The sequence below is a fragment of the Acidicapsa borealis genome (assembly GCF_059115245.1).
In genome coordinates, this window is sequence record NZ_JCACNY010000001.1 from 2419337 (window position 1) to 2441785 (window position 22449).

The following is a 22449-nucleotide window of genomic DNA, read 5'->3' on the forward strand; positions in this document are numbered from 1 at the left end:
GAGTGTGGCTTGGGCAAGACTTTCGTGGCTATTCCTGCTAATAATTAGATATGAAGAGAATTGACCGAGCTACGTATCTCGTCTTTCTGCTGGTTCTGCTGGCGGATGTGGCTCGGGCTTCTGCTTCTGTTCCTGTCGGCGTTGACACCAGCGACAGAATGATCCTGCAGCAGGTATTGCGGGAGGCGCATCGCGGTAGCCAGAATCTTGGAACGCCTGAGACGGGGCCAGCCGAGACTTCGGGCAACGCTCAGTCGGATACGATCTCTGAAGCCCGTAGCGGTGGGTTTGACTTCCTGGCTAACTACCGGTTGGTTTCGCGGAAATATCGCGCGGCGAACGCCGGCACGGTTCGTGGCCTTTTCAACCAATTCGATCAGACATGGCTAGCCGCGGTTCGATTTGAACCGTTACCGAATGCCGATCTGGGAATGGCGTCTGTCCGGCCGATCCAAGTTCATGTTCCTGCCATTTCGGTAGTCGAGCATCTGGGCAGTCCTGCTCCTTAATCTTTCCCACTCTATATCGTCACTTTGACGTGAGCGCTTTGCTGGCCTTCCCGAATGGGGAAGCGTGTTCCGGCAAGTTGCTCGTGAGACCCTCCCGCATGCTGCGAAAACGCGCGTGCCGTTACACTGGTTGATGGAGATTCTGCCTTGTTCGGTAATGTACTCACTAAGATTTTTGGTACGAGCAACGACCGCGCTGTAAAGCGTTTGTTGCCTAGGATTTCTGTCATTGCTTCGTTTGAGCCGCAACTGGCTTCGCTCTCTGACGAACAGCTGCGCGCCAAGACTGTCGAGTTCCGCGAGCGCATTGCTGCCCGTATCCAGGGGCTCACAGATGCCGAAGAGATCAAGGCTGCGGAGAATGCGGCGCTGGATGAGATTTTGCCCGAAGCCTTTGCTGTCGTTCGCGAGGCGGGCAAGCGCGCTGTGAAGATGCGCCACTTTGACGTGCAGATGATCGGCGGCATGGTGCTGCACTCGGGCAAGATTGCTGAAATGCGGACCGGTGAGGGTAAGACGCTTGTCGCTACGCTCGCCTGCTATTTGAATGCTCTTGCCGGACATGGCGTGCACGTCGTCACGGTGAATGACTACCTGGCCAAGCGCGACGCGGAGTGGATGGGCAAGATTTACGAGTTCCTCGGGATGACGGTCGGCGTGATCGTGCACGATCTTTCGGACGATCAACGCCGCGATGCTTACAATGCCGACATTACCTACGGGACGAACAACGAGTTTGGCTTCGACTACCTGCGCGACAACATGAAGTTCGAGTTGAAGGACTGCGTGCAGCGCGGGCAGTATTACGCGATCGTAGACGAAGTGGACTCGATCCTTATTGATGAGTCGCGCACGCCGCTGATCATCTCCGGCCCGACCGACCAGACGACGGACAAATATGCGCGCGTTCGCCAGATCATTCCCAAGCTAGTACTCGGCGAGGAGACAGACCCGGGTGGTGGCGAGGCGAAGATCTTTACCGGCGACTACGTGGTGGACGAAAAGCACCGGACGATTGGTGTGACCGACGAAGGCTGGATCACGATTGAAAAGATGCTGGGCATCGATAACATTGCCGATCCGGAGAACTGGGATCTGAAGCACTATGTCGAGACCGGCATCAAGGCGCATGCGCTCTACAAGCGCGACGTGGATTATGTGGTGAAGGACGGCGAGGTCATCATCGTCGATACCTTTACGGGCCGCCTGATGCCGGGCCGGCGCTGGTCGGATGGTCTGCATCAGTCAGTGGAAGCAAAGGAAGGCGTCAATATTCGCAAGGAAGATCAGACGCTGGCGACGATTACGTTCCAGAACTACTTCCGCCTGTACCAGAAGCTCTCCGGCATGACCGGTACCGCGGAAACGGAAGCTGCTGAGTTCGACAAGATTTATAAGCTGGATATCACGGTTATCCCGACCAACAAGCCGATGCTGCGCGAGGATGGGTCGGATATCGTCTACCGCACCATCAAGGAAAAGTACAAGGCGGTTGCCGACGATATTGCCACGGTGCATGAGACGGGCCAGCCGATTCTGGTAGGTACGACTTCGATTGAGAAGTCGGAGCTGCTTTCGCAGACGCTGCAGCGCAAGGGTGTGAAGCATGTCGTGCTCAACGCGAAGTTCCACGAGCGCGAGGCTGAGATTGTTGCGCAGGCCGGACGGCTCGGCATGGTCACCATTGCGACCAACATGGCGGGCCGCGGTACAGATATTACGCTGGGCGGCAATGCCGATTTTATGACCCGGCAGGAGCTGGTGAAGAAGGGCCTGGCGCGTGCGATCAGCGGTGCTGAGGGCGCGATCAATCCGATGGCCCCGGCTGGATATCTACGGTTCTATTACCAGGGGCAGGAGTTTGAAACGCCGGAGCAGCAGTGGCAGGAAGTGAACCAGGTTCACGTGGCTGCGGTTTCGGCTGAGCACGAGGCTGTGCTGGCTGCCGGCGGTTTGTTCATTCTCGGCACCGAGCGGCATGAGTCGCGGCGTATCGACAACCAGCTGCGTGGACGTGCGGGCCGTCAGGGCGATCCGGGTGCTTCGCGCTTCTACCTGTCGCTCGAAGACGATTTGATGCGCATCTTCGCCAAGGCCTGGGTTTCGACGCTGCTGGAGCGGCTTGGCATGGAAGAGGGTGTGCCGATCGAGTCACGCATGATTTCGAAGCGGATCGAGGGCGCGCAGAAGGCAGTCGAAAGCCAGAACTTCGAGAGCCGCAAGCACCTGCTCGAGTACGACGACGTGATGAACAAGCAGCGTGAGGCTGTCTATGGGCTGCGAAAGCAGCTGCTGATGGCGGTGGAGCAGCGTGAGCTGATTCTCGAGGATTATCTCTCGAACATTCTCAGCGCCATCCTCGACCAGTACGCGCCGGAGACGGCGAACGTTGAGATGTGGGACATCAAGGGACTGAAGGGCAAGCTGATCGAGCAGTTCGGCTTCGACCTGAACAAGTCTGGTCTTGATCCGCTGGAGATCACGCGCCATGAGCTTGGTGAAGGTATTTACGACCAGTTGCGCAAGGATTACGAGGTTAAGGAGCGCATCCTTGGCGCGGATACGATGCGGTATCACGAGCGCATGGTCATGCTGTCGGTGTTGGACGGGTTGTGGAAGGACCATCTGCTTTCGATGGATCACCTGAAGGAAGGCATCGGGCTGCGCGGTTACGCTCAGCAGGATCCACTGGTGGCTTACAAGCGCGAGTCGTTCGATATGTTCGAAGCGATGATGCTGCGCTTCCAGGAAGATACGGCGCGGTTCCTGTTCCGGATGCAGATTGTCGGGCCGGATGGCGAGCCTTACACTGAGGCTCCTCCGCTGGAGCTGGAAGCTCGGCGTGAAGTGCCTGCTGCGCCGCCGGTCGAGAGCGCATCCCTGCCTGCGCCGGCGGAGCTTGCCGCACCTGCGACTTCGCGGCAGCCTGCGGCTCGTGAGATCCCTGTTCCGACGCGTATTCCGTCGACGACAATCGATGCGCTGGAGCGGGAGTTCGAGCGGAAGAAGCAGCGCGAGTTGAATGCGGCGCGCCAGGCCGGCGGTGGAGTGGCTACCGAGCCGATCCAGCGCAACGCTGCGAACAAGGTCGGTCGAAACGATCTCTGCCCCTGCGGCTCCGGCAAGAAGTACAAGAAGTGCCACGGAGTTGAGGCGTAAGACTCGCGCACGAAAAATGGGTGGGGATGTTCTCCCACCCGGAACTGCAAGGCCTATCGCAGCAAACTCTTTCCGCGCCGGAGCCCATTGTGGCTCCGGTTTTGCGTTGTACGGCGTTGCCTGGGGATGGTTGTCCCTCGGGCGCGCCGATGCATCTTTGTGTTTCGAGACTTAGATTTTTCTTATGAGCAAGTTCGAATTACTGAGCCAGCGCGAAGTTCACGTCGACTTCTACGGTCGACTGGTCGGCGGCGGAGACAAACTTCCATTTGTGCACGGCATCCTCAGCTGCGCCGGCCAGCATGTGGTTGCCGCTGACGGTCTTTGTCGCCGTCACTGAGCCATCGGGCGCAACGGTGGCGGCGATGCGCACGACGCCGCTGACGCGCATGCGCTTGGCCAGTTCGGGATAGGTGGGGGATACTCGCTGCTTGACTGGGCGGTCGTCTGCCGCGTGCAGGGGTAAAGTTGCGGCACATGAGAGTGCAGCGAGAAGAAGAGCAGCGGCTATACGCCGGATTTTGAAGCCAGAGAAAGAAGGAGTAAGCCTTGTCATCCTGATTTTTCCAGAGCGAAAGCGTCGCCTGACTGCTATATCGGCGGAGGATTGTGGAAGGTTAGGTGATTTCAATGAGTTTTTATTGCAAGTTAGGTTAGAGTTTTCGTTCTGGGGAAGATTCAGAATTTCGAAGCGAGTAACGTGAAGCAAATAACCTGGGCTGGCCGCACAAAACTCTCGCTGGATGAGGTGAGCATGCAATACAGGCATGAGATGCGGTTGTTCCTGCATGCCGTGGCAGGCGTGTACCTGGCTGTGTCTGCAGCGCGCGGAGCGGCGCAGGATACAACGCCTGCAGGGCCAGCGCCTGGGGCGCGTGAAACGATGCAGGACTTTGGCGCGAAGCTCAGTGATGCGCAAAAGGCCAAATTCGGTGAAGCGACGAAGGCCTACCGTGAAGGCCACTATGCAGATTCGCTTGCCACGTTCAAGGGCATGTTACGGGAGCTACCAGGTGACGCGATTCTCACGAAGTTTACAGTGGAAAGCGCGCTGAATGCAGGTGAGACGGCCTATGCACTGAGCTTGATCAAGCCTGTTGCCGAGGCCGATCCCGAGGATTGGCAGGCGGCTATGATGCTTACACGGGCATGCGCCGAGACCGGCGACGCGGTTGGCCGCGGTGCGGGGATGGCGCATTTGCTTGATCTGCATAATCGCGGGATTATCCCGTCCAGCATGCGCGATTACAAGCTGGAGGTCATCAAGACCGGTCCGAATACGCTCACGATCAACTGGTCGCTTGTTCCATGGGGATACTACAAGGTCTACGCGTACGGGAAAGTTGTCGATGCCGAGGGTAAGTTATTTCTAAGTATTTCGCTGGAGAGTAACGACACCGATCAGCCGATTTTCGCGAAAGAGCATCCGCAGGAAGCGGCCAAGGGGCTGCGGCAGTTTTCGCTGGATGCCTATCGCGAGACCGGCTTGAACAGCGAGGGCAAGCGCACGCAAACGCACTATACATTCAAGTTCTTCTCAGGCCAGCCGCCGTATAACGTTGTTCGGGAGGAGTTCCTGAAGATTGTGAATGGGGAGAGCAAGCCGGTGAGCAGCCGGTCTGGATTAGTGGTTCCTTAGCGAACTTGCTCTGCTTGTCCGGCTGTCCCAACCGCCTCAAAGGTGAGGTGCTGAGCGTTGCTGCCGGTTCGCTCGCGCCACTGGTCAAAGAGGCGACCGTAGCTGAGCGTGAGCTGATCTTCCGGGCCTACGCCCAGATCACTTGCAACCCGGTCGATCCATTCTGCTGGCCCTTCGAGTTCGGCGAAAGTGCCGAGCGGTGTCTCGTCGATGACACAGTGGCCGGTGGCATCGGCCCACTCGGCGCGCCATTTTTCGTAGAGGAAGACCGGCTCGAGGCCGATGGAGCGAAACACCTCGGCCAGTGCGGGGCCGTCGGAGAGTTCGGTTTCGGTCTCCACGCGGTGCTTGTGCCGATCCTCGCCGATGCCTGAGTCAGGCACTCGCTTGTGCGTCAGCAGCCAGCGACCGGCGTAGTTGCGGATGCGCACGAGTTCGCGCTTCAGACGGAGGCTGCGGCCGACAGTGTCGTAAAGAGTGTTGCTTTCGAAGCTGCGCGGCGTCACCAGAGTGAAGCCGAGCGCCGTGAGTTGCTCTTCGAGTTTCGCCTCGTCGGCTACGCGAAACTTGATCTCTGTTTCAATTGCTCCCATTGGAGGTGAGTATACGATAGCGCACATTGGATAATGGAGGGATGGAGACCCTGCGCCTTTCGATTGCCGCGAGCTACGGCAGCCCCGCAGCCCCTGCGAGCGCGGCAGACGAAGCTGCCCTTGATCAGGCAGCGGGTATTTTGCGGCGCGGCGGAACTGTGGCGATACCCACCGAAACGGTATACGGGCTCGGTGCTAATGCGCTTGATCCTGTTGCGGTGGCCGCTATTTTTATCGCCAAACAACGTCCTGGGTGGGATCCGTTGATCGTTCATATCTGCGATACAGCCATGCTGGCCCAGGTGGCCGAAGACGTTCCTGAAGCTGGGCAAAAGCTGATCTCCGCCTTCTGGCCCGGACCGCTGACGCTGCTGCTGCCTCGCACGGCTGCAGTTCCTGATGCGGTGACTGCGGGGCGTCCGCTTGTCGGGGTGCGGATGCCGGCGCATCCGGTGGCGCTGGAGGTCATCCGGCGCGCCGGAGTGCCGATCGCTGCGCCCAGCGCCAACCGGTTTGGCCACACCAGCCCCACGACCGCGGTGCATGTGCTGGACGATCTCGACGGGCGCATTGACGCTGTGCTTGACGCCGGCGAAACGTCTGTGGGGGTTGAATCGACTGTAGTCGATGCTACGGCATCTCCGCTGATCGTTTATCGCACTGGCGCTATCACCCTCGACCAGATTCGTGCTGTCGGAGGTCTGGCGGAACTTTATGCCGAACCGGTTGCACTGGCGGAGTTGCCCAGAGAGGCGCTGCCGTCGCCGGGCGTTGGACTGCGCCACTACGCACCCAGGGCGCGACTGCTCCTGCGCGAGGCGGATGCTGGCGGGCAGTGGTTAGCGGAGGGCCAACAGTTTCGAGGGCAGAAGACGGGAGTCATGCTCCCTGACGCCTTCGACGGGAAGAGCCAGCGGCTGGCTGAGCAGGGAATCGAAGTGTATCGATGGGGCCATTGGCCGGCAGAGGGAGAAGATCCCGAGGAACTGGCGCAGCGGCTTTTCGCCGGACTACGCCATCTGGATATGCTGGGTTGTGAGGTGATTCTCTGCCCGATTCCGACGGAGCGAGGCATCGGGGCGGCCATCCGGGACCGTTTGCGCAAGGCTGCGGTCCCGGAATCAGCGTAGAGCGAAGTAGCAGCTCAGGCTACGGGAGCCGAGCCAATTTCGCCGGCCTTATAGAGATACTTGATGGCCGACTTGTAGATCAGGACGCGGGACTTACCGCGGACCTTGATGGATTGACGGTCGTACCACTCCACCACGCCCTGGACCCGCGAGCCGTCCTCAAGGACAAAAACCATCTGGGTCTGCTGCTGGATCTGCTTCTGCAGATAAAACAGCTCAGCCTGGCGGTTGGAGGCGTGTTCATCGAAATGCTGCGCCGCGAATCGCTGCGAAGCGGATACCGACAAGGGGCGTGCACGTTTGGGCGAACGCGCTGCTGGTGGAGCGGCTTCGCCGGTAGTGGATACTTCGAGAACCGCAGTCGCCGCCGCAGGCGGAGCAAGTGCGGAGAGAACCGGCGGCGCGATCGGCGGGGGAACGGGGGAGTCCCGGACGATGCGTTTGGTCATGAGGACTGACTCCTTGAGCGCCCGGTTCGAATTACGCCCGGAGTACAATCGGGTTTGATTCGCTGACCGGAGCGGTACGTGTTGGATGGCGGATACAAGCATTACGTTCTGCCACTGCCGTCGGTTCCCTGAGAAAAATCACATGATAAGAACCAAAGGAACGAACTTTCTCAGCGCAGGGAAGCGCGTGTTTTCACCCGGCAGAAGGTCGTAAATACTGAATGTCTGTCTGTAAAGATGCCGCTGCCCTCTGCGTGGTTGCATCGGACGGCAGCTGCGAGCAGTTTTCCGAGCGAAAACCGCCTTGCTCGTCAGGCTCGTTCCAGCGCGAGTGCCATCGAATCGATGGAGAGAGAACGCAATAGATTTCGCCGCATTCCCTTTTCCACTTCACCCATGGCGTAAGCGGCGCGGTCGATCCACTCCAGCGTGATTCCAGAGCCGAGTTGTCTCAGATCACTTTCAATGTCCTGGTTGCGGATCAACTCCGGCGTCCCGGCGACGAGCATGAGCAGATCCTCTATCAGGCGGTTTGCTGTTCGGAGCAGGGTGAGTGTTTTTTCCTGTCCTTCCGCGCCAGTCCGGTAGGTCTCGGTGGTGCGGAAAAGCGTGGAAAAATCCGGGTCGCGCAAAGCTGATTTCAGAATGACCAGCGCGTCCTGGCGGCTGGTCAGGTAGCTGTCGATGTCAAAGCCGAGTGCGCGTCCGACTGCGCCCTCGGACATGCGGGCTACGAGGGACCGCTTCGCGCCCTTCAAGTCCGGCCGTCGCGTCGCGAGGAGTTGTTCCAGAGTCTCCGCTGGAACGGCTCCGAGGCGGAAGAGCATAGCGCGCGAGCGGATCGTGGGCAGCATCTCCGCCGGATTTTCGCTGAGCAGGATGAGCGTGCAGTTTGGCGGCGGCTCTTCGAGCACTTTCAGCAGGCTGTTCGCGGCCTCTTTCATGAAGGACGACGCGGTGAAGAGGAAGAAGCTGCGCTTCGCCTCTGCCGGCGGGCGGTAATAAGCGTTGTGGATGACCTGGCGGACCTGGCCGATTTTGATGAGATTTTGCGGCGGGTCGGGCGGGACGATCATCACGTCGGGGTGGGGCTGGATGAGGATGCGGGTTTCGCGCTTGTCCACGTCACGCATGTCTTCGCGGCTGGCGAGCGCGGCGGCTACGCTGGCGTCCAGATCGGCGGCCTGGCCGATGCGTTCGCAGTTGCGGCAGACGCCGCAGTAATCTGGAAGGCTGTCGGTTTCGGTGGGATTGAGGCAGTTCACCAGGCGCGCGTACATCAGTGCCAGGGTGTACTTGCCTGCTCCGCGCGGGCCGGCAAGAATGATCGCCTGTGGAATGCGGTTGTGCGCAACGCTCTCGCGCAGCCGCTCCACGGTCGCTTCATTGCCCAGAAATTCGCGAAAGCCCATACCTTGAGGCTAGCAGAAATGGGCTCTGGAAAAGTGGGCGCGGTACTCCCGTGTGCGGCTTCTGACCTACGTAGCCTCCACGGGCCGATGGATTGGAGCATACTGGTTACACTTGCCCAGAAAATGACGTGACCGCGTGAGGCCAGGCAATTGAATTTATATCTGATTAAACGAAAAGCCGATCGCTTCATTGAAGACACGTTCGCCTACGCCATTGTTGCCGCGGAGACAGGGAAGGCCGCGCGGCATATTCATCCCACCCGGGGTGTTGTCTGGCGGGAAACAATGTGGACCAAGGGCGGCCGGGACTACGGCTTTGATATCTGGACGGAGCCGAAAAATGTGCGGTCACGCCTGCTCGGCCTCGCGGTTGAGGGGACGACGGCTGGGATGGTTTGCACGTCGTTTAATTAGCTACGCGGCTGTATCCAGCAAGCAGAGTTTAGTTTGCGCGCCACAGCAACGCTGCCGTACATTGAAAGCGGAGTTATCATGGCGCACAGCAAGCTATCCTTCTCGCCCAGCATCGCTAAGCCTTGCGAAGAGTCTTGGGCTGCGATGCGGGGCGGCCAGCGGGAACGCCATTGCGAACAGTGCGACAAGCAGGTGTATAACTTCGCTGCCATGACTTCGCGTGAAATTGAGAAGCTGTCTCGTGAGCAGAACGGGAAGTTCTGCGCTCGCATCACTCATCGCGAAGACGGATCGCTGGTGACGCTGGACTCGCTCACAAGAAACCCGCTTGCAGCTCAGCTCGTTGCAACGGCCTCACTGGCCTTGAGTGCCACCGCACTTGCTGCTCAATCTTCGCCGTCGCCGCAATCGCAGCCTCCGGAGCGCGCAGAACAGATTGCGAGCCCACCTGCCCCAGGCGACCATGCGTTGGTAGGCCAGGTTATCGTGATTTCCAAGGACAGTGAGTCGGAACCGGAGCTCCAGTTGGCTCATTCGCCTTCGGCGACCCTGGTTGAGGAAACGCCTGGTGAAGAGAAGGCGTTGCTTACAGGAACCGTGATGAAGAACGATGGTTCCGGACCCAAGGATGGAGTATTGGTCTCTCTCCGCGCGAATGGAGCAGTCATCGCAGAAGCCCGCTCCAACAGCTGCGGTCAGTTCCGGATTTCTGCACCTTCAGGCACTTATGACTTCGAGGCAGCAGCAGGGGCGGAAAGAATTCGCTTCAAAGCGATTTCGCTGCTAAGCGGCGAGCAGAGCGTGGGTACGATTTCAACTTCGGTAAGTACCGTCGAGGTAACTGCCCTTGCTTCAGGCGAATCGTATACCACGATGGGTGAGATGGCGAATACGTTGGGTCATTGGAGCTTTTGGCACATTCTGCGCCATCCGATTCAATATGTCAGATATCGACGATCTGTGGGTTAGTCGCTACAAGCTACGCTCCGAAGAGATTGTGATTGATGAACTCGTTCCGGAACTTGCCTTTGGCGTCGGTCTTATTCAACAGTGCTTTGAAGTCGCCGAGCTTCTCATATCTTTGAGCGAGGGTTGCGGGAGGCACTGTGAATAACTTCGCCCAGTGTGGGCGGGCGCCGAATGGAGCCAGTTTTGCTTCGATCTCGGGCAGCAGCGCCATGACTTCGGGGCTCATGAACTTCCACGTGAAGTGAATGGCGAGCGAATCCTGCTTGTAGGCCATGCTCATCCAGAGATCGTCGGCGGCAATTGTGCGTAGCTCTGTGATCAACAGCAGTGGGGCGATCTTGTCGGACAGCGTCTGCACGGCGCGAATCGCTTCGTAGCCCTTGCTGCGTGGGACGAAGTATTCGGTCTGGAGTTCGTGGCCGTTGGACGGGGTGAAGTTCATCTTGAAGTGCGGCATGCGCTCGTACCATGGGCCCGGCACGCCAAGCTGCTCGGTGCAGCTTTCGGCGGAATTTGCCTCGATCGGGTGCATGTTCTTGTCCGCGGGCTTGGCTCCGAAGAAGTCCGGAGCAATCGTTGCTTTCTGCCCGTTCGCGGCTTTGTCCTTAATCCAGACCTGCGCGATGCGATTCTCCTGCCAAGTGGTGAAGAGGCTAACGCTATAGCCGGCGCTCATGATCGCGTCGAGATTGTGCTCAAGCTGATCGAATGACAGGTTGCGATAGACGACCTGGGTCATGTCGAAGCGGGGCAGCAGGTCCAGCGTGACCTTGGTGAGGATGCCGAGCGCGCCCAGGTGCACGATCTTGCCGGCGAAGGCAGCGCCATCCTTCTTGCGCGAAATGGTGACCAATTCGCCGTCGGCATTGACCAGTTCAATTGCCGAAACAGCCGTGGCCAGGTTGCCGTTCTTCACGCCCGAGCCGTGCGTGGCTGTGGCGATCGCTCCGGCCACTGTAATGTGCGGCAGCGAAGCGAGATTGTGTACTGCAAAGCCCTTGGCGTCGATCACCGGAGCCAGCGTGCCGTAGCGTACACCCGCGCCCACCGTGACGGTCTTCGCCTTCTCGTTGATGACGATCGAGTCGAGCTTTTGGAGCGAGAGCTGGCTGGTGGTCGTGTCGGCGATGGTGTTGAATGAGTGCCGCGAGCCGAGCGCGCGCATCGTGGCCAGGTTCTTCACGTACTGCTGCACTTCAGCCGCGTCTTTCGGCATGTAGAAGTGCTCGGCGTGGTACTCGAGATTGCCAGCCCAGTTGGTCGTGGGAATGGGCTCATCGCCGCCAGCGGCGTGGGCGTAACGGGAGAGCAGGGAAGTGGCTACAAATGCGCTGGTCGTCTTCAAGAATTGCCTCTTGTCCATTGTGGTATCGATCCCCTCACGTCGCCAATTGGCTGTTTAGCGAGTGTAGAGAGTGGGCATCCTGTCGGGCAAGTGTTAGAAGACTAGGCTCGCGATTCCGTCACAACCTGGACTCCGTACTTAGGGCGGAGGGTGATCTTCGGTTGCAGTGCGATTTTCTGATCGGCTACGATCCGCAGGCGCCACTTCTGGGCCATGGTGGCCAGCACCAGAATCGCCTCCATCCAGGCGAAGGATTCGCCAATGCACTGGCGTCCGCCGCCGCCAAAAGGGAAGTAGGCGAACTTGGGACGGCTGGCCTTGGCCTCCGGCGTGAAGCGCTCGGGGCGAAAAACCTCCGGCTCGGGGAAGTACTTGGGATCGCGGTGCACAATGTACTGGCTGAAGAATAGGAACGTGCCCTTGGGCAGCTTGTATGGGCCGATTTCTACATCGGCAACGGACATGCGGCCCATGGCCCAGGCGGGCGGATAGAGCCGCATTGACTCGGCGACAACCATCTCTGTGTAAGGCAGGCGGGGCAGGTCTTCCAGTGTGGGCAGACGACCGCCCAGCGCGGAGTCCAACTCGGCGTGGAGCTTGGACTCCGCTTCGGGGTTCTGGCCGAGCAGCAGCCACGTCCACGCCAGCGCGTTGGCTACTGTTTCGTATCCGGCGAGGAAGATGGTCAGCACTTCATCGCGTAGTTCCTTACTGGACATCTTGTTCTGGAGAGCGGAGCCGGCCTCGTCATCCCGTGCGGCGATGAGCATCGACAGCAGATCACTCCCGACTGGACGGCCTTCCTTCGTTGCTTTTGCGCTCTCAGCCTGCTTGGCTGCGATCATCGAGTCGACTACGGCATCGAGGCGGCGCTTCGAGCGGCGGAAACGGGTGAGCACGGGCACGGGCATGCGCGTTCGCAGCAGCAGTTCAGCGTTGGGCATGGCTACGAGATCGTTGTACATATCCATCACCGCATTGGCTTCATCGTTGATGGTTGAAATCTCCGGCGTGACCTCGGTGTCGAAGAGCGTGCGGGCAGTGATCTGGAGCGCCAACCGCATCATCTCCGCAGCCACGTCGATCTGCTTGCCCGGCAGCCACTCGGCTGCCATGCCTGCGGCGTGGCTCACGATTGTCCCGGCGTAGGCCTGAATGCGCTGACGGTGGAAGGCGGGAGCGGCGATGCGGCGGTGGCGCTTGTGGAGTTCGCCATCGGCTGTGATGAGCCCCTCGCCGAGCAGAATCTTCATCCGCTTCTGGGTGCGCTCCTTCACGAAGAGATGTGCCTTGTCGACGAGGACTTCGCGAATGTCGCTGGGGTCGTGCAGCAGGACCACATTGTGCGTCAGGATCTTGTAGTGCGCGGCGCGTCCATACTTGCGCAGGTGTTCGAATAGCAGGATGGGATTGTTGCGATCAAAGAACTTGCTGCCTGTGTGCAGTACCAGGTTGCGCCGCAGGCCCGGCGGGAAAAGGTACTTGCCTTTAGGGACGAGGACCGGCGCGGCATCCTGTTCGACAGGTTTGATTGTTTCGCGAAGTTCTTCGATTACGCTGGCCATTGTCTACCGGCGGGGTATGATCCTGTGGCGACTGGCTAGAGCATGCCAGCCTGCCGCAAACGAGCCCCTACTGTCTTTATAACCTCTACGTAGACTTCCTCAACGTCCAGGTCGCCTTCGATTGTGACCACACGCACAGGTTCGCGGGCCGCGATGGCGCGGTATTGATCGTATACGCGCTGAAAGAAGGCATCCTGCTCGCTCTCGAAGCGGCTCTCGTCCGTGCCGTTGGCCTTGGTTTCGCGCGTGTTCCGCCGCCGGGCACGGGCCAGCGATGCTTTCAAGTCGGGCAGGAGCAGGATGGTCAGGTCCGGCTGCAAGCCGCCGCAGATCAGCCGGTGCAGGTCCAGCACGACTTCGGATCCCAACTCGCGGCCGCCGCCCTGGTAAGCTTCGGTCGAATCGGTGAAGCGGTCGCAGACGACCACCCGCCCGGCCGCGAGCGCGGGACCGATTACTTCCTGGATCGATTGCGCGCGGTCGGCAAACATCATTGCCAGCTCCGTTCGCGGTGCTAAACCGGCTGATTTTGAATCGAGAAGAAGGGCACGGATGCGGTCGCCGGTGGCCGTTCCGCCGGGCTGCCGGGTCTGCAGTGGCTCCAAGCCCTGGCCATGCAGCCAGGTAATCAGCCGCAGAATCTGCGTTGTCTTGCCGGACCCATCGAGCCCCTCAAACGTAAGAAAAAAACCAGCTTTGCGCGTCGACGGCACCAAGGACATGGATGGAGTTTAGCATCGGCGACCTGCCTCATTTCAGGGCACTCAGGCTTCCTGCAGGTTACGGAGGTCTCGTGTTCCAGCTGCGAAGTGCTCTTGTGTGCCCGGAGTGCGGGCTGGTTCCGAACGGCATGGCGACCCTGTCGGTTGACGAGAAAGATAGGAGTAGAAAGGCGCGCCTACCTGTGCAGCGGAAGCTGTACACGAAAGGTTGTGCCCTGGTCTGCCCGGTGATCGAAACGGATGGTGCCGCCGTGCTTTTCGATGATTCCTTTCGACACCCAAAGTCCGAGTCCGGTTCCTACATCCGCCTTAGTTGTGAAAAATGGCTCAAATATCTGCTTCCGGTTTGTCTCGGGGATTCCGCATCCCGTATCTGAGACAGTGATCTCGACCGAGTCTTCAAGTTGCTGCACAAAAGTCTCGACTGTCCCACCGGCCGGTGTCGCGTCGATGGCATTCGCCACCAAATTGGCGACTACCTGCTTAATTTCACCGGCGATGACGGTGACACATACCTCGTTCTCCGTCTGCTCGGAGCTGCGCAGGGTCAATCCGCGGGAGTTGCTTCTTGACCTGTACAAGTCCAGCACCTCCGAAACGAGCTGCGCGACTCCAGTCGGTTGCGGATGCGTGGACTCGCGATAAAAGCCGAGAGTCTGCTTGACGATATGCGTCATCCTGCGTAACTCAGCTTCTGCAAGGCGAAGGTGCGCGGCGGCCTGCGGCGGCAGCCCATCGGTGTGTTGCGCGAGATAGACGGTATTCACCAGGGCTTCGAGAGGATTGTTGATTTCGTGGGCAACGGTTGCGGCAAGACGCCCGGCGGCTGCCAGCTTCTCCGCCCGGCGCAGCGCGTGTTCCGCCATGCGTGACTCGGTCACGTCGATGATGAGCCCGGCGATCCAGGTGGCTTTGCCGCTCTTGTCCCGTCGAATGCGCCCGCGTACCTGCAGCCACAGAGTGCGTCCATCAGGAGTGACGGAGCGATGATCGGAGCGGAACACGGAGGCAGAAGAAGCGAGGGTTGCCCAAAACTCCCGTTTTGACCGCTCCCGATCCTCGGGATGCACCAGTTCGTAGCCTGCTTCCCCGGAAGCTTCCGTGTCTTCAGGAAGGCCGTGCAGAGCTTTGAATTCAGCGGACCAGAAGAGCTTGTCCTGCTCCAGGTCCCAGGTCCAGCTTCCCATCTTCGCAGCCGTGTGGGACAGCCTCAATTCGGTATCCTGATCGAGCAGCGCGCGATGTAACTGCGCATTCTCGATGGCAACAGCCGCACGCCTGGCGAGATCCAACGCGAGTTGCACGTCACTTTCGCCGAAGTAGCGCCCATTTGTTCCCAGCAGGCGGATTGCGCCGAGTGTTTTCTCGCGCGACACCAGCGGAACGACAATGCTTGACGTCAACTTCATTTGTCGCAAGAGTTGCAGATGCTGCTCGTCTATGGCGGCGGCTTCCAACATTTTCTCCGTGATCACAGAAACGATCTCGGGCTGGCCGGTGCTCATGACTTTTCCAACGCCAGAGTTCGGATGAATCTGCTCCGGATAGAGGCGGGAGTACTCCTCTGCGAACGAGGCCATCGAGGGATCAGCGTGCGCAACGACGATCTGCGCCACCCTGCTCTGCTCAGCGATATAGACCGTACACCATTCGGCGATGTGAGAAACGGCGAGGTGTGCCACTCTCTGGAGTGTTGACTCATAGTCGAGCGAGGACGCCAACAGGGTGCTTGCTTCTCCAAGGAATGCCAGACGCTGCGTCTCGCGTTGTTTCTGCTCGTTGAGTTCCAGCTGATTCAGCGCGGAAGCGGATAGGTTGGACAATGCCAGGGCGTAATCCACATCATCCTGGCTGAAATGGCGAGGCGTTCGCCAGTAGTAGACGATCGCGCCGTTCATCGTCGCATCCAGTGCCCAGGGCACGACCAACAAACTCTGGATGCCCTCGGATTGGTACACGGATCTGTCGAAGAGAACCCGGTCGCCCACCAGGTCATCCGTAGCCATATTCTCGACGCACCACACGCCCTGGGGCAGCCTCATACCCTCGAGCTGAACTTCCTTCGGATAGGTTTCGGACAGCCCGCGCTGCGCGATGGCACGCCAGACGCGATGGTCCTCTGACTCGCGCCAAACTCCATACGCATCGGCAACGAGCAGATTGCTGGCCAGATCAAGCGTCTTTGAAAGAAGGATATCCTCGCTACTGGCATGGAGCAGCAGGGAGGAAGCTTCCAGCAGCACACTCAGCGCCTCAGGACGGCCCGGTATGGAGGGTGAGGGTAGCATGTTGATCCTTTTGAAATCATATGATGCACATTTCGCGCTTCCAAGAAAGTTTTGAGGATGGTTTGCAGCGTAACAAATTGCGATGCAGGTTCGCCCCATGCACCACTGCAGGGGAGCTGTCTCGTTCACGCTTCTTCGACGGCGTCCTTAGCATGGCCAGCCGAAAATCAGTCGCTCGTCGTGTATTGTCAGTAGGAAAAGACGGTACCGCAGTTCGCGTGCTCAAGGACACAATATGAAAAAGTTGACTGCCCTCTTGTTTGCAACGGTATTGTTTGCGTTGCCTCTTCGCGCGAATGAATTACCCGATCCTCCGGCAGGATTTGGCTGGCAGAAAGTACCTGCAATCAAGGCATCCTTCCTCAGGCCAGATGGCTGGTTTTTTAGGGAGGAAATGCAGAAAGGCACGCAGGCATATTTCATCACCCGGGAAGATATCAGCAACACCGGTGAATTCAAGACTGGCCTGACGCTGAATGTCTTTCATCTGAAGTCCGACTCAGTCGTAGAGCGAGGCAAGTTACTTATTGCAAACATGGCTTCCACGCACAACGTTACGTCGTGGAGTAAGACGGTTGGTCCATTTGAGGAGTTCGGCTGCGATCTGAAGGACACGGACGCCACAGGAACCATCCTCATGCATGCATTGACCGTTGCGAATCCAAAGACACATACACTCTATTTATTCATCTTTGAAAGTCCGGAAGCGGATTGGCCCGCGGCCTGGAAGGTTGGTAAGCAGATCATGGATACCCTGAGCCTCAACGACGAATACTAGGGCTGGCTAACCTAATTAGACCGTACTTCCGTAGGTCCGCTGAATCGTTCTTTCGACGCCCTTATGATAGATAAGGCGATCCCTTCCGGTGAGCCGAAGCCGCGATGCGGCAATTTGTTGAAAGTCAGGAAATTCATGGGATTCAATTGCGGAATTGTTGGTCTGCCGAATGTGGGCAAGTCCACGCTGTTTAATGCGCTCACGGAGACTGCTGCGGCTGAGGCTGCAAACTACCCTTTTTGCACCATCGAGCCTAATGTGGGCCGCGTTGCAGTGCCCGACCCGCGGCTGGATGTGCTGGCCAGGCTGGCTGAGTCGAAGAAGATTATCCCGACGCAGCTGGAATTTGTGGATATTGCCGGGCTGGTGCGGGGTGCGTCCCGCGGGGAAGGTCTGGGCAACAAGTTCCTCGCCCACATCCGCGAGGTGGACGCGATCGCGCATGTCCTGCGCTGCTTTGAAGACGGCAATGTGACCCACGTCGAAGGATCTGTCGATCCGGTTCGTGACGCTGAGACTGTTGAGACCGAGCTCATGCTCGCTGACCTCGACAGCCTGGAACGCCGCGTGGTCGCCGCGCAGAAGAAGATGAAGGGCAACGATCCTGAAGCCAAGGCACAGCTGCCGGTGATGGAGCTGGCGCTGGCTGCGCTGCAGGCAGGGAAGTCTGCCCGCACCATCCTGCCTGAACTCGCGCCGGAGCAGCACAAGATCCTGCATCAGCTCGGCCTGATCACGTCGAAGCCGGTCCTCTATGTGTGCAATGTTGAGGAGGCTTCAGCAGGCACGGGCAATCAGTATTCGGCCAAGGTGGCTGAGTTCGCCAAGTCGCTTGGCGCGGTCAGCGTGGTTATTTCCGCCGCGATCGAAGCGGAGGTTTCGCAGCTCGGCGACGACGCCGAGAAGAAGGAATTCCTGGAATCGCTGGGACTCGAAGAGACTGGGCTCGCCCGCGTGATCTTCGCTGGATACAAGCTGCTTGGGCTGCTCACCTTCTTCACCGTGGGCCCGCAGGAGACGCATGCCTGGACTGTGGAAAAAGGCTCCAAGGCACCGCAGGCTGCCGGGGCCATTCACTCCGATTTTGAGAAAGGTTTCATTCGCGCGGAAACGATCTCGTATGAAGACTTCGTTGCTGCCGGCTCTGAGGCCGCGGTCAAGGAGGCGGGTAAGATGCGTCTGGAAGGCAGCGACTACCTTGTCAAGGACGGCGATATCTTCCACTTCCGCTTCAAGGCCTAGGGCAGCGGCGGCCTTGGTTGACTCCTTATTCATGACTTCACTTGACCGGAAAGAGCAGACAAGGATGCGGTATTTGTTCTAGAAATTTGTAGCGTTCAGTTTTTCAAATTACCAGGGCAACTTCTTCATCCTGCGTGGGTTCGAATGGCTGTACGCTGACTGCATGGTTGCAGTCGAAGATCAACCGGCCGTCAGCTCCGGATCCACTCCCCCGGCTGCTTGATTGCCCTAATGAAAGGTTTGGAGGAATCCCATGAAAGTATTTCGCTCAGCGCGTCTTATGCTGTTTGCGCTCCTGCTCAGCGTGATCCCGGCGTCTTCCTACGCCCGGGTATTTATCAGTATCGGCATTGCGCCTCCCCCACTGGTTGTTTATGAACAGCCCCCATGCCCGCAGGATGGCTATCTCTGGACGCCCGGCTATTGGGCCTACGGGGATGACGGCTACTACTGGGTTCCTGGCGCCTGGGTTCCGGCTCCTCAGCCCGGCTACCTGTGGACCCCGCCTTACTGGGGCTTTGAAGGCGGCCACTATCGCTTCTTCGACGGCTACTGGGGACCTCACGTTGGCTACTACGGTGGCGTCAACTATGGCTTCGGCTACATGGGTATCGGCTTTGCCGGTGGCGAATGGCGCGGCGGACACTTTGCCTACAACACGGCTGTGGTCAATGTGAATCGCACCGTGATCCACAACACATACGTCAATGAGACGATCGTGCACAACACGACGATCATCAACAACAATCACGTGGCCTACGCAGGTGGCCCTGGCGGCATCAATCACCAGCCCACGCCGCAGGAGCGGATCGGCATGAACGAGCGCCACATTGCTCCGACCGCCGTGCAGCAGCAGCACTTCCAGGCTGCCGCCCGCGATCCCCAGCAGCGTTTTGCTACGAATCATGGCCGTCCCGCAACTGTTGCCGCTGCCCGTCCCATCACTGGACCGGCCAATGGCGGACGTCCTCAGCCCGGTAACGCTGGTGGTGCCCGGCCGGAAAATCGCCCCGAGAATCGTCCTGCTGTCCAGCCAGGCCGTCCCGAGATGCGTCCCACGACGCCAACGAATCGTCCCGAGACTCGTCCTGCAACCCCAACCAACCGTCCTGAGTCCCGGCCGGTTACGCCGCAGCCCAGGCCCGAAGCTCGTCCCACGCCCCAGGAGCGTCCCCAGTCGCGTCCGACACCTCAACCCCGTCCGGAATCGCGTCCCGCAACTCCGCAGTCCCGTCCTGAGTCGCGCCCGGCTCCGCAGTCCCGTCCGGCGCCTCAATCGCGGCCGGCACCTGCTCCTCACCCGAGTGAGAGGCCGGAACATCCGCACGGACGCGGACGCTAACCGGACCACCCTCAATAGCTGACTGCAGAAGCCCGCTGTCAGCTATTCCACCGCAGCCCACGGCCAACCCGTGGGCTGTTTCTTTCATCCTTTGTAGTGTCAGGAGGAAGTATGAAGCTCAATGTTCGTCTTTTCGCCGCTACCGTTTTGGCTACGGTGTTCGCCACCTCTGTGGCCGTTGCTCCGCTCTACGCTATGACTTCAGGTTCGCCGGCGATGGCCGGTTACGCGCAGGATCGCCGTTGGGATGAGCCCCCCGGCGAATTCCAGGAAATGGAACGCCGTGGTTTCCACGACGGGGTGGAAGGCGCCCGCCGCGACTACGGCAATCACCGCCGTCCGGACGTGAATAACCGGGACGAATATCGCAATCCGCACCTTCGAGGACGCGACCGCGAACCCTATCGCCGCGGTTTCGAGCGGGGCTACCGCGTGGGCGTGGAGCATTTCTATAACGGACGCTAACGCAACCTCTGTCAGCAAGAAGGCCATGGTTTCCGATGGGGACCATGGCCTTTTCTTTGGGGAAGGTTTACTCCGCCAGCCGGATTCCGGCGATTTCTACCTGTAATCCGCCGTACTGCGGATGATCGTTCTCGCGGACCTTGTAGGCTAGATCGACCAGGCTGCCCTGATCCAGCCCTAGCTCCGCAACTCGCGCCGCGAGGTTCCACCCCACCGCCTTCATTGGGGCGGAATGAACTGCTCCAGGCTGTGAGGCAGGCACCAGCTCCAGCCGGATATGCTTTTCCTTCATCAGCCGCACCGGAGCAGCCAGGAGTAGATTCCGCGCGAGAAAGACAGGCTCAGAATTTCCGTGGCCCAGCGGCTCCAGCTTCCTGAGCCATCCGGAAAGCACAGCCGTCACGCGATCGAGCGGCAGCTCCGCGTGGATGCGAAGCACATGCTCCGCTGGCTGCCCAGCCAGCTTTTTTGCGGCAAATTGGTACAGCCGTCGCTCCATCTCCGGCAGATTCTCCGCCGGCATGGCAAACCCCACGGCGAAGGCATGTCCGCCAAAGCGCGTGTAGAGATCGGCGCAAGTCTCAATCGCTTCCAGCAACTGGAAGCCGTCGATCGACCGTCCTGAGCCGTAAGCCACACCGTCTTCAATGCTGATCACCAGCGCAGGTTTTGCGGTCCTGTCGACCACCCGCGAAGCCAGAATGCCGATCACGCCGCGATGCCAACCGTCGCCCGCCATCACCAGCATCCTGTTGTTCGCCAGCGAAGCATCCGTGGCCAGCCGATGCTCAATCTGCCGCAGCGCCTCCGCCTCCGTCTCGCGGCGGTCGGTGTTCAGCCGCTCCAGCTTCGCGGCCAGTTCATGCGCGCGCGCAGCGTCCCGTGTCGTAAACAGTTCGACGACCTCTGCGGCAATATCCATGCGGCCTGCGGCATTGATGCGTGGCCCGAGCCGGAAGCCGAGGTCGAAGCTCGTCAACGGCTTGGTGGCCGGGTCAATTGCCGCCGCCTGGAATAGCGCCTTGAGCCCTGTTCCCGCAGGCTTCTGCAACTCCCGAATCCCGAGCGCGGCCAGCACGCGATTTTCTCCTCGTAAAGGCACGGCATCGGCGACGGTAGCGATCGCCACCATTTTCAGGAAGGAGGGAATCACCTTCTCGCGCGTACGCTCCGGATACTTGCGCAGCAGCACAGCCACAGCCAGCTTGAATGCAATCGCCGCACCGCACAGCGATTTTTCCGGATACTCGCAGCCTGGCTGGTTCGGGTTCAGGATTGCCAGCGCGTCAGGAATCTCGTCGCCGGCGTCGGGCAAATGATGATCCGTGATGATTAAGTCGAGCCCCAGTTCACGGGCCCGCCGCGCCTCGGCAAAGGCTCGCATCCCGGTATCGACGCTGATGACGAGATGGACGCCATCCGCGGATGCCTGTTCCAGCACTGCCGTCTGGATGCCATACCCTTCTCGAATGCGATGCGGCACATGAAAGCGCACCTTGCAACCCTTCTCAGAAGCAGGGCCAGCCAGCATCTCGATTGCCGTCTTCAGCAGAACGACGGCGGTGGTGCCGTCCACGTCGTAGTCGCCGTAGAGCAGAATGGTCTCGCAGTTGGCAATCGCCCGCTCCAGCCGGTCCACGGCAGCAGCCATCCCCAGCATGAGAAAAGGGTCGATGAGCTGGCTGACGTCAGGATGGAGAAATGTGTAGGCTTCGCCGGCCGAAGTGATCCCACGAGCCAGCAGAAGCTCAGCGATTACGAGCGGGATATGCGCAGAGGCCGCCAGTTCGGCGGCCTCCGGATGCGCGGTAGCAAGTTGCCAGCGTACAGGTGGAGCTGGAGTCACAGGCGTAACGTCAGAGGGAGCGGATGGTGCCGGACTCACAGCTCTTCGTTCTCTCCGTCCGGATCGTCAATCAGGATGTCGCCAAGCGCCTCAATGCCCTCCAGCAACTCCTGGTAGCGTTCGTACCACTCCGTTGTCGTCTCATGCAGAAATACGATGCCCTGGTGCACAAATCCGAGTTGGAGATACCCGACTTTCCCGGCATACTTCTGCAGCCACTGGGCTTCCACCAGCTCAGGAGCATCTTCGTCCGGAAAGTTCACTTCGCTGGCCTCTTCGAGCAGCTCTTCCAGCTCCTCGTGGTCCAGCTTCACCTCGCTGATCGTGACGAAGAGGGCGCCGGAGTATTTCGCCATCTCGACGAAATCCTTCCACGAGTCCGGATTGTCTTCGCTCTCCCACAGGATCGCGGGAATATCTTCGGTGACGTATCCAGGCAGGCGCTTCATGCCGTGCCCTTCAATAAAGGCCACCATGTCGTCTTTGAGTACTACGAGGTTATCGGTTTCCATAGGTCGCTATTCATTGTCTCAGATGAAAACGGCTCGAATCTGAGCACTGCGCGCGGTCCGCCATCCCAGG

Annotated in this window: 20 protein-coding genes; 10 read left to right on the forward strand and 10 right to left on the reverse strand. The window is 59.4% G+C overall.

What is annotated here, in order from left to right; genetic code table 11:
* Positions 1-50 precede the first annotated feature (50 nt).
* Entirely contained in the window at positions 51-509 is a 459-nt protein-coding gene (locus AC5S27_RS10035; RefSeq protein WP_493934432.1) for a hypothetical protein, read from the forward strand.
* A gap of 147 nt (positions 510-656) precedes the next feature.
* The gene (secA, locus tag AC5S27_RS10040; protein WP_493934433.1) at positions 657-3668 is read left to right on the forward strand and encodes a preprotein translocase subunit SecA; all 3012 of its coding nucleotides are present in this window, start codon (positions 657-659) and stop codon (positions 3666-3668) included.
* Positions 3669-3867: 199 nt separating this feature from the next.
* Here the strand turns inward: secA and AC5S27_RS10045 are convergent, their stop codons facing one another.
* A complete protein-coding gene (locus AC5S27_RS10045) occupies positions 3868-4224 on the reverse strand; it encodes an energy transducer TonB (RefSeq protein ID WP_493934434.1) in 357 nt (118 codons plus the stop codon).
* 144 nt (positions 4225-4368) lie between these two features.
* On the opposite strand from AC5S27_RS10045, the gene AC5S27_RS10050 reads away from it, so the two are divergent.
* The gene (locus AC5S27_RS10050; protein ID WP_493934435.1) at positions 4369-5307 is read left to right on the forward strand and encodes a tetratricopeptide repeat protein; all 939 of its coding nucleotides are present in this window, start codon (positions 4369-4371) and stop codon (positions 5305-5307) included.
* On the opposite strand, the gene AC5S27_RS10055 is transcribed toward AC5S27_RS10050, so the two are convergent.
* Positions 5304-5900, reverse strand: a complete 597-nt coding sequence (locus AC5S27_RS10055; RefSeq protein WP_493934436.1) for a class IV adenylate cyclase — start codon at positions 5898-5900, stop codon at positions 5304-5306. The two genes, AC5S27_RS10050 and AC5S27_RS10055, sit on opposite strands and share 4 nt — an antisense overlap.
* A gap of 41 nt (positions 5901-5941) precedes the next feature.
* Between AC5S27_RS10055 and AC5S27_RS10060 the strand changes: the two genes are divergently transcribed.
* Positions 5942-7030, forward strand: a complete 1089-nt coding sequence (locus AC5S27_RS10060; RefSeq protein ID WP_493934437.1) for an L-threonylcarbamoyladenylate synthase — start codon at positions 5942-5944, stop codon at positions 7028-7030.
* A gap of 14 nt (positions 7031-7044) precedes the next feature.
* Here AC5S27_RS10060 and AC5S27_RS10065 read toward each other — a convergent pair whose 3' ends face one another.
* Both AC5S27_RS10065 and AC5S27_RS10070 read right to left on the reverse strand, forming a co-directional pair.
* Complete coding sequence (locus AC5S27_RS10065; RefSeq protein WP_493934438.1) at positions 7045-7479, reverse strand: Hfq-like protein; 435 nt, start codon at positions 7477-7479, stop codon at positions 7045-7047.
* Between the two features lie 311 nt (positions 7480-7790).
* Complete coding sequence (locus AC5S27_RS10070; RefSeq protein WP_493934439.1) at positions 7791-8891, reverse strand: DNA polymerase III subunit; 1101 nt, start codon at positions 8889-8891, stop codon at positions 7791-7793.
* Positions 8892-9041: 150 nt separating this feature from the next.
* Here AC5S27_RS10070 and AC5S27_RS10075 point away from each other — a divergent pair, with 150 nt between their 5' ends.
* Positions 9042-9305, forward strand: a complete 264-nt coding sequence (locus tag AC5S27_RS10075; RefSeq protein WP_493934440.1) for a hypothetical protein — start codon at positions 9042-9044, stop codon at positions 9303-9305.
* A gap of 33 nt (positions 9306-9338) precedes the next feature.
* Entirely contained in the window at positions 9339-10274 is a 936-nt protein-coding gene (locus tag AC5S27_RS10080; RefSeq protein ID WP_493934441.1) for a hypothetical protein, read from the forward strand.
* 10 nt (positions 10275-10284) lie between these two features.
* On the opposite strand, the gene AC5S27_RS10085 is transcribed toward AC5S27_RS10080, so the two are convergent.
* From AC5S27_RS10085 to AC5S27_RS10100, 4 genes are all read right to left on the reverse strand, one after another.
* On the reverse strand, positions 10285-11619 hold the full coding sequence (locus AC5S27_RS10085) for a D-arabinono-1,4-lactone oxidase (RefSeq protein ID WP_493934442.1): 1335 nt from the start codon (positions 11617-11619) through the stop codon (positions 10285-10287).
* Positions 11620-11720: 101 nt separating this feature from the next.
* A complete protein-coding gene (locus AC5S27_RS10090) occupies positions 11721-13184 on the reverse strand; it encodes a cytochrome P450 (RefSeq protein ID WP_493934443.1) in 1464 nt (487 codons plus the stop codon).
* Between the two features lie 35 nt (positions 13185-13219).
* On the reverse strand, positions 13220-13906 hold the full coding sequence (tmk, locus tag AC5S27_RS10095) for a dTMP kinase (protein ID WP_493934444.1): 687 nt from the start codon (positions 13904-13906) through the stop codon (positions 13220-13222).
* A gap of 176 nt (positions 13907-14082) precedes the next feature.
* Positions 14083-16194, reverse strand: coding sequence for a GAF domain-containing sensor histidine kinase (locus AC5S27_RS10100; protein WP_493934445.1), 2112 nt, complete (start codon positions 16192-16194; stop codon positions 14083-14085).
* A gap of 235 nt (positions 16195-16429) precedes the next feature.
* Between AC5S27_RS10100 and AC5S27_RS10105 the strand changes: the two genes are divergently transcribed.
* From AC5S27_RS10105 to AC5S27_RS10120, 4 genes are all read left to right on the forward strand, one after another.
* On the forward strand, positions 16430-16972 hold the full coding sequence (locus AC5S27_RS10105; RefSeq protein WP_493934446.1) for a hypothetical protein: 543 nt from the start codon (positions 16430-16432) through the stop codon (positions 16970-16972).
* A gap of 135 nt (positions 16973-17107) precedes the next feature.
* The gene (ychF, locus tag AC5S27_RS10110; protein ID WP_493934447.1) at positions 17108-18214 is read left to right on the forward strand and encodes a redox-regulated ATPase YchF; all 1107 of its coding nucleotides are present in this window, start codon (positions 17108-17110) and stop codon (positions 18212-18214) included.
* Between the two features lie 253 nt (positions 18215-18467).
* The gene (locus AC5S27_RS10115; RefSeq protein ID WP_493934448.1) at positions 18468-19556 is read left to right on the forward strand and encodes a YXWGXW repeat-containing protein; all 1089 of its coding nucleotides are present in this window, start codon (positions 18468-18470) and stop codon (positions 19554-19556) included.
* Positions 19557-19667: 111 nt separating this feature from the next.
* Complete coding sequence (locus tag AC5S27_RS10120; protein WP_493934449.1) at positions 19668-20021, forward strand: hypothetical protein; 354 nt, start codon at positions 19668-19670, stop codon at positions 20019-20021.
* 67 nt (positions 20022-20088) lie between these two features.
* Here AC5S27_RS10120 and recJ read toward each other — a convergent pair whose 3' ends face one another.
* Together recJ and AC5S27_RS10130 are read right to left on the reverse strand one after the other, a co-directional pair.
* Positions 20089-21906, reverse strand: coding sequence for a single-stranded-DNA-specific exonuclease RecJ (gene recJ, locus AC5S27_RS10125; RefSeq protein WP_493934450.1), 1818 nt, complete (start codon positions 21904-21906; stop codon positions 20089-20091).
* Positions 21903-22379 carry a hypothetical protein gene (locus AC5S27_RS10130; RefSeq protein WP_493934451.1) on the reverse strand — a complete coding sequence of 159 codons (477 nt, stop codon included), beginning with the start codon at positions 22377-22379 and terminating at the stop codon, positions 21903-21905. The genes recJ and AC5S27_RS10130 overlap by 4 nt, the downstream gene beginning before the upstream one ends.
* Positions 22380-22449 lie beyond the last annotated feature (70 nt).